We start from the raw sequence: 516 nt of genomic DNA, 5'->3' as shown, positions 1-516 counted from the left end.
AGAAGTATGATCCATGATAGGCTCCTTGAGAATTGCGTAGTGAGGGTATTGAAAAGATTAGTGCAGGTGCACCGCGTCGTGCAGGTACAGCGACGTCAACAGCGCAAACACATAGGCCTGGATCGCACACACCAGCAACTCCAGCGCGCTGACCCCGACGATCATCACGAAGCTGAGCACGCTGACGATAGGCCCAAGCGCGCCGCCCGCATTGAGGCCCTGCACCACGAAGCTGCCGAACACTTCGAGCAGGATGTGCCCAGCCGTCATCGCGACGAACAGTCGCAGACCGAGCGAGAAGGGGCGCACCATGAACGAGACGAATTCGACCGGGATGATGACCGGCATCAGCCAGGCAGGCGCACCGTGCGGAACGAACAGGCTGAAGAACTTCAGGCCATGCGTCGCGAAGCCAACCACCAGCACGATGCCGAACGAGAGGAACGCCAGTACCGCCGTCACCGTAATGTGGCTGGTCACCGCAAAGGTATGCAGGCCCGGCAGGATCGCCAGCGG

At 60.5% G+C, this 516-nt stretch carries 1 protein-coding gene; it reads right to left on the bottom strand.

Going from position 1 to position 516, the window contains the following annotated elements; translation table 11 throughout:
* Nucleotides 1-57: 57 nt before the first annotated feature.
* On the bottom strand, nt 58-516 hold a 459-nt coding region (gene atpB / locus AACY45_RS27935), incomplete at its 5' end, for a F0F1 ATP synthase subunit A (RefSeq protein WP_339548707.1).

Source organism: Pseudomonas sp. RA_35y_Pfl2_P32, assembly GCF_963970735.1.
Taxonomy (GTDB): Bacteria; Pseudomonadota; Gammaproteobacteria; order Pseudomonadales; family Pseudomonadaceae; genus Aquipseudomonas.
The sequence above is the reverse complement of the archived record's forward strand: the minus strand, read 5'-3'. Positions and strand labels throughout refer to the sequence as shown.